The 6,261-nt window shown below is 41.1% G+C and carries 8 protein-coding genes and 1 pseudogene; 2 read left to right on the top strand and 7 right to left on the bottom strand.

The window, feature by feature from the left end:
* Together ACP5L5_RS11125 and ACP5L5_RS11120 are read right to left on the bottom strand one after the other, a co-directional pair.
* Positions 1-483: pseudogene (locus ACP5L5_RS11125) on the bottom strand (hypothetical protein); the annotation flags it as partial.
* A 128-nt stretch (positions 484-611) separates the two neighbouring features.
* Positions 612-1,493: a hypothetical protein gene (locus ACP5L5_RS11120; protein ID WP_428763817.1), complete on the bottom strand. Its 882-nt coding sequence runs from the start codon at positions 1,491-1,493 to the stop codon at positions 612-614.
* Positions 1,494-1,568: 75 nt separating this feature from the next.
* On the opposite strand from ACP5L5_RS11120, the gene ACP5L5_RS11115 reads away from it, so the two are divergent.
* Both ACP5L5_RS11115 and ACP5L5_RS11110 read left to right on the top strand, forming a co-directional pair.
* On the top strand, positions 1,569-2,216 hold the full coding sequence (locus tag ACP5L5_RS11115; protein WP_428763815.1) for a TenA family transcriptional regulator: 648 nt from the start codon (positions 1,569-1,571) through the stop codon (positions 2,214-2,216).
* A 148-nt stretch (positions 2,217-2,364) separates the two neighbouring features.
* Entirely contained in the window at positions 2,365-2,751 is a 387-nt protein-coding gene (locus tag ACP5L5_RS11110) for a hypothetical protein (RefSeq protein WP_428763813.1), read from the top strand.
* Here the strand turns inward: ACP5L5_RS11110 and ACP5L5_RS11105 are convergent.
* The 5 genes from ACP5L5_RS11105 to ACP5L5_RS11085 form a co-directional block, all read right to left on the bottom strand.
* The gene (locus ACP5L5_RS11105; protein ID WP_428763811.1) at positions 2,748-3,107 is read right to left on the bottom strand and encodes a hypothetical protein; all 360 of its coding nucleotides are present in this window, start codon (positions 3,105-3,107) and stop codon (positions 2,748-2,750) included. The two genes, ACP5L5_RS11110 and ACP5L5_RS11105, sit on opposite strands and share 4 nt — an antisense overlap.
* 42 nt (positions 3,108-3,149) lie before the next feature.
* Positions 3,150-4,337 (bottom strand): thermopsin family protease, encoded by a 1,188-nt coding sequence (locus tag ACP5L5_RS11100; RefSeq protein WP_428763809.1) that lies wholly within the window; start codon positions 4,335-4,337, stop codon positions 3,150-3,152.
* Between the two features lie 119 nt (positions 4,338-4,456).
* Positions 4,457-4,642: a hypothetical protein gene (locus tag ACP5L5_RS11095; protein ID WP_428763807.1), complete on the bottom strand. Its 186-nt coding sequence runs from the start codon at positions 4,640-4,642 to the stop codon at positions 4,457-4,459.
* A 17-nt stretch (positions 4,643-4,659) separates the two neighbouring features.
* Complete coding sequence (locus ACP5L5_RS11090; RefSeq protein WP_428763805.1) at positions 4,660-5,163, bottom strand: ABC transporter substrate-binding protein; 504 nt, start codon at positions 5,161-5,163, stop codon at positions 4,660-4,662.
* Between the two features lie 29 nt (positions 5,164-5,192).
* On the bottom strand, positions 5,193-6,083 hold the full coding sequence (locus ACP5L5_RS11085) for an ABC transporter transmembrane domain-containing protein (RefSeq protein ID WP_428763803.1): 891 nt from the start codon (positions 6,081-6,083) through the stop codon (positions 5,193-5,195).
* Between the last annotated feature and the right edge of the window lie 178 nt (positions 6,084-6,261).

Here is a 6,261-nt window from a genome sequence, read left to right as displayed (position 1 = left end):
GTCATTGGCCTCCTCCTCGATGCTGAGACCCACCTTCTCCTCCATAGACCTAATGGCCTTAATCTCCCTCCAAATTTTCGCGATGTTTTCGTTTATGTTCTTTATTTCCTGCCATATCCTGTTGTTTTCCTCCCAAAGCTTGTCCTGGCTCTCGCGTAGTGCCTTGACTTCCTGCCACAACCTATTGTTCTCCTCCCAAAGCCTCTTGATATCCTCCCTCATCGCATCCTGACCCTCCCTTAATGATTTAACCTCTTGCCATAATTTCTCGATTTCCTTCCAGGTCTTGTTCTGGCTCTCACGTAGTGCCTTAACCTCCTCCCATAGTTTGTTTTGGTTTTCCCAGAGCTTCTCGATGTTTTCGAGGATTTTGCCTAGGACATCCATCATCACTGACTGGTTCTTAACCAAACCACCCACAGCATCAACCAACTGCCTAAGAGCCGACTGAACATCAGAAATACCCAAAAGCCACAACAGCAAGCCTAAAAACCTCATCCTCCCTCAACAAACGCAAAAACTCATCCCTAAGAGACATCTCAATTAAAATTATTGTTCCTTATTTATAAGGGTTTGTGGTCTAAATAATGACCGTACTACGGAAAGTTGTACTAATAGCTTATTCTCATGATACGATTAGTGAATTGCGTAATTGATCTCGTGTCCCAGATCCTCCTAACTCCCTGCATTAATGATGGAGCATACCCTCTGTGGCTTAGAACTCTTGTTAGTAGGTTCATTGCCCAGAAACCCAGTGATAACTTATACGGTAGTACTAATGACCCGGTAATTGAGGATAGTATTGTGGATAAGGCTAATTCCATTGCACGCCTACACCTTAACTGCTCACATAGTTTCACGGCATCATCACTTAACCAAGTCATTATTGTCATAGCGTCATTAAGCGTTAAAATACCCTCCTTATAAATGGCGTGTAGTATCGTTAGTACGACCTCAGCATGCCTATCTATTGTATTTACCTCAACCCCGTGATACTCACCACGAGTCTTTAACCTAAGAAATTCCTCACCCCTAGCATAGGTGAGGTCAGCGGCTGATGGGTGTACGTATAGATCCACATTAATGCCATTCTTAACAAGCGTTATTGTGTAGGGCTCATAAAGCAACAATCTATAACCAAGCCTAGTTAATTTAGCCGCAGCCAACAAAACCTGGTCCCTCCTAACGAGCACATCAACATCAGCAGGCACATACATGACTGGTTTAATCAGCTTAATGAAGGCATGCTCAATACCACCCAATGCACCCTCGATCTCAGAAACCATGTTAATAATCCTACCTAGGTCATCCTCTTGTCTCCACCGCAACTCACCTCGATAATCAACAACCCTAAGGACATGAAGTAACACCTTATTGAGACCAGCTAACCTAATAATGCCTTGGTCAACCTCGATGCGCTCACCATTAATCAATGCCCTAAGCATCATCCTAAATCTCTCAACGTCATTGAGACCTCTTGTGGTAGTTCTCATTCAATCACCAATCCAATACACTGCAATGACTAAGGTCGGTGCTATGCTTTTAAGTTAAACCAATTAATTTAATGCGTGGAACCTAGGGAATTACTCGAAAGCATTAGGAAGGCCCTGGAACCACTCAATGAGGTGATAATAAATCATCCAATGATTAGGGATGCGGAGGATGGTCGTTTATCTATGAATACCATTAAGGCATTCGTTATGAACCAATGGTATATAGTTAATTACGATCTTAGATCGCTAGCCATAGCCCTAGGCAGGACTAGAAGCACTGCAGAGCTTGAATTCATGAAGATGCTCCTTGATGGCGATTACAATGCTCTCCATGAATTAATGAAGTTAATGAGAGAGTTGGGGATTGAGATTAAGGACCCATTAACGCTTGATATAATACCGGAAGCCGTGCAGTACACGCATTACCTGGCCTGGCTATCAAACTATGCCAGCATGCCAGAGTTCGCATTGGCAATAATAGTAAACATGCCAGTGTGGGGACAAAACGTAGTTAGGCTCGGCAATGCACTACGTAGTAAGTACGGTATTAGGGAGGGTGGATTCTTCGAAGCCTTTAGAGGACCATTTACAGAGTTAGAGAATAAGGCCCTTGAGGTGATTAGGGGTATTGATGATCAATCAATTATAAGGGCTAAGAACATGGCATATATAATTCAGAATTATGAGAAGATGTTTTGGGATGCCATCTATAGTGTGCGTTAATCTTCATCAAAGTAAAATATTTATATAATCATTAATTCCTTTATTATTTATATAATTAATCCTGGACAAACAGTATTTGCCTCAAGAAAATATAGAAAAAGATGTTCTATAGCTTAAGCCTTAAAAATTGGATTAAGTATAATAATACGTGGATTCAGACCCAATAAACCTGGTCAATAACGCACGGAAAGACCTTCAAACCGTGACAAACCTAGTGAATACCTATGAACGGACTAGGGATGTGGATGTTCTTAATGATATCGTGAAACTAAGCCTATCAATTTATGATAACGCTATAAAGGCTTTCCTAGCTGTTAAGGGTATTAGAGTTAGGGACTTGGATTACTTAGTTCAGGTTGCTCATGACTTCATACCAAGTGAAATAATTAGTAGCGATTTAAGGGACTTTCTAATTAAATGCTCATCAACTGAATGCAGTGCGGATTCCATTGTTACTAGGGTTAGGGATTTGGATCGACTTGTTGATTATGTCCATACCGCATCAACACATAGAGCAGTACATAATGGCCTTTAGCCCTTAATTCCATACTTACTAATCAATTCCTTAATCAAAGCCTCCAAATCCTCCCTCTTAACCATCTTACCCTCAATCTCATCAAGCCTCCTCTCAACATCACCAATCCTAGCCCTCAATGCATCTGCATCGCCATAACTCCCCGGCGGTATCACAAGCGCTGCAAGTATTCTTAGCAACATTGTTGGTATTACTAGGGGTAGTGATGCCGTTAGTGTCATAAACCTAATGAGCGTTTCCGGCCTATTCATCAAGGCCCTTATTAATGCCTCTGGATTTGTCATTAGTAAGTCATTTAATGCCTCAATAAGGACTTCAGGGTTCTCCCTGAACCTCCTAATGTCTTCACTACTCATACATAATATCAGTAATTTATGCATTAATAAATGCTGTGGTTATCAACCACTCAACTGCTGATAATCATTATGCCCAGTCACCAACTCAGCCGTGGCAGGGCTAATGGGTAGTACATAAACATTAACCGCATACTCACCAGTGGACACACCAAAGGTGTAGGTTATTGGGTATGGAGCCCACGATGTGCCATTCCAATAAAGCAACGATAGGTATGCATCCAATTCCCTAAACTCAACACCACCTCCATTGCCTGGACCACCAATCACTAACTCAGTATCCATGGGCCAACCATACGGCCCTGAGGACGGACTCGTTATTATGTAGACTGTTGCATTAGGTATTGGTATTAACTCATGGGCATACCAATGAATTGTCGGTTTGAACGTCTCATTACCAAGTCTAAAGAGTACATAACCATAGTTAATCATCACGCCATAGCCCGTAGAGTTCACAGCAATAATTAAAGCACCACTCATCGGAGTCTCAAAACAACCGATCATGCACCTACCGCCCTCATAGACTAAGTTTTGTGATGAACCCACGTAATTAGTAACATCCATCTCACCCTGAAACCAATACTGACCACCCATAACCACAAGAGCATTCTGAATCCAATGAATACTCTCACCACTGCCGTACTTAATGATAACATAGGCATTCAATTGAAGAGAAAAACCTGGTACGGAGGCGCCTGTGGAATTTTCAACAACGGCGTTCGTTATGTTAAAAATACCGAGAATGACGCTAGTCGTTATATTACTGAGATGAGGACCATAATACGCAGCTACGCCCATAGCCGTGTAATTCAAAACCCTATAGACAATACCAGTATTACCGCAGGCAACAAGGTCATAATTACCGGGGTTCAAAGCACTAACTACGTAAATACCAGGTATGGATTCAAACCAAGCATAATTCGTAGGAGCCAGCGGACCACCACCCCAACTACTAAACTGTGTACTATTCAACAAGTAAACCATCGAACCATTGGGGATACCCAGAAATATGGATTCACCACTACTCAATGATAACCCTATAGAACCCCAGGTAAAGCAAGGTGATTGTGTTATGTTCTGTACCTCATTTACAACGGACGTAGTATTAAAACTCAAATAGGCGGTGGCATTTCGTATTAGGGATTCAATAAATCCATTAAATACAGGGTTAATAATAAGTGCTAAAGCCACTAAGGCAATAACCACTATAGCAAGGGCTTCACCAAGCCTCATTGTTAACAGAACATGTGGAGGGAGTAATTAAATCAATCTCTCAGTTGGATTTATGATTAAAAAGAAGTGGAAAGGTTATTTTTAAATTTAATATCTTACATATTTAAGGGCTATGTTGATTAGCTAGATTTAGGGCGTCTTCTTAATGCTAATACAACGGCTATTATTATGATTATTATCACTATAATAACAATGCCTATAATTAATGTGATTGATACCGTCGGTTTAGGTGGTGGGGGTGTAATCGTTAAGCTGACACCTGGTGGTACAACCCAACCCTTGAGGAAGGCTATGACTGAGCCCATATACTCAAATTCCTCCGCTATGAAAGGAAACATATGCCCAGTAATATATGTACAACACCATAGGCCGTTGTTGGTGTTGGGAACCCCGTGAAGAATGGCGCAATTACATAGTCACCTGTGAATAAGTCAGAATAGAAGGTACCCGTACTTAACTCGAGCACTTCTGCCTTTATGCCAAAGGCATTCAATTGCTCAGCAACATTCTGCATCAAGGCAACCCAATCAGTGAAGCCTGATGGTACTATGATGGTTACGGTCCACAAAGTGCCGTTGGGTAAGTACCACTGACCATTAGCCTCCTTAAAACCAACTGAATCAAGTAATTGTGCTGCCTCTGTTGGATTATACGTGTAATTATTCAATTCTGAGAAGAAACCAGGTGGCAATTCACTCCCAAAGAAACTAACTAGGTAATTATCTATACCAGTGATCGTATTTACCGGTATGTAATCTGGCGGATATGCTTCAGCAACCTCAGTCCTATTGATTACGTAAGCCAATGCCTGCCTAACCTGAACCAAATTAAATGGATATACTGTCGGATTTATGATTATACCAACGTACCGATTATTATTACCGGTATTGGCAATAGGGCGTAAAAGCCAAGCCTAGGATCCATACTGAACATCAGTAATGCGGCACCAACGAGCATAGCAGCATTAGCAATGACCGTGGGTATACCCCAAATAAGGAACCACTGGGTATTACCAACATCATTAGTTATCCTAGACAAAATCCTACCAGATTGATACCTATCCATAAATCTAAGCGACTGCCTAAAAATAAATCCGTAAATATTAATCCTAATCTCATTACTAAGTCTCTGCCCCAGGTAATTAAGCAGGTAATTCTGCCCAATCGATAGTATTACCGATGATGCATACGCACTAGCCAATGCCATAATTATGACTTGAAAAAGCCCCAAATCCCTAGAACCCTTAATCAACAATACATTATTTATCAAGATCTTTAATAAGTATGGAGGCACGAGGACCAATCCCGTCAAGGCAAGTGTCAATGCAGCACCAACGGCAATCTTAAATCTATAGGGCCTTATTATATCGAGCAACCACATAATGACCCTAGACCTGGACCCCTTATCGTGGTTACCATTACTTGCACCATCAGTTAAGGCACCACTTGCCTGACCCTCGGTCAACGATGCCAAAATTCCAACGAGTACACTCATATCCTCCTTATACCTATTGGTAAAACTAACAATAGTGGTATCAACACCGCCATACTTAACCATGATCCAATTAATACCAAAACCCTCAACCAACTTAACATCCCTCAAATCCCTAAGTAAATACGTGGACTTAGAAACCCCGTAGTCCACAACCAACCTATCACTAAACAACAACACCTTAGCATTCCCAAACATGCCATTTGGAAGCAAATCTACAGCAAACTCTCTCAACGGTTTATCATCACTTGACATACTACGGTGAATATCGATAAAAATACATGTTTATAAGCCAAAGCACATCGCGCAAAATTAATGAAAGAAAGACCATAGACTCTGAAAGTTACTCTTAAATAAATCAATAAAAACAGTACTACTGAAATTGAATATGACAAACTTCAGGATAATGGGCAGCGACATACAACATCTATAC

This window comes from Vulcanisaeta sp. (genome assembly GCF_049966235.1).
GTDB classification, from domain to species: domain Archaea; phylum Thermoproteota; class Thermoprotei; order Thermoproteales; family Thermocladiaceae; genus Vulcanisaeta; species Vulcanisaeta moutnovskia.
This window is presented reverse-complemented; position numbering and strand designations above follow the sequence as displayed.

What these genes read in the sequence shown, in the direction of transcription:
- ACP5L5_RS11095 (WP_428763807.1), bottom strand. Translation starts at nt 4,642, where the DNA reads ATGGGCTCAGTCATAGCCTTCCTCAAGGGTTGGGTTGTACCACCAGGT.
- ACP5L5_RS11100 (WP_428763809.1), bottom strand. Translation starts at nt 4,337, where the DNA reads ATGAGGCTTGGTGAAGCCCTTGCTATAGTGGTTATTGCCTTAGTGGCT.
- ACP5L5_RS11120 (WP_428763817.1), bottom strand. Translation starts at nt 1,493, where the DNA reads ATGAGAACTACCACAAGAGGTCTCAATGACGTTGAGAGATTTAGGATG.
- ACP5L5_RS11105 (WP_428763811.1), bottom strand. Translation starts at nt 3,107, where the DNA reads ATGAGTAGTGAAGACATTAGGAGGTTCAGGGAGAACCCTGAAGTCCTT.
- ACP5L5_RS11085 (WP_428763803.1), bottom strand. Translation starts at nt 6,083, where the DNA reads ATGTCAAGTGATGATAAACCGTTGAGAGAGTTTGCTGTAGATTTGCTT.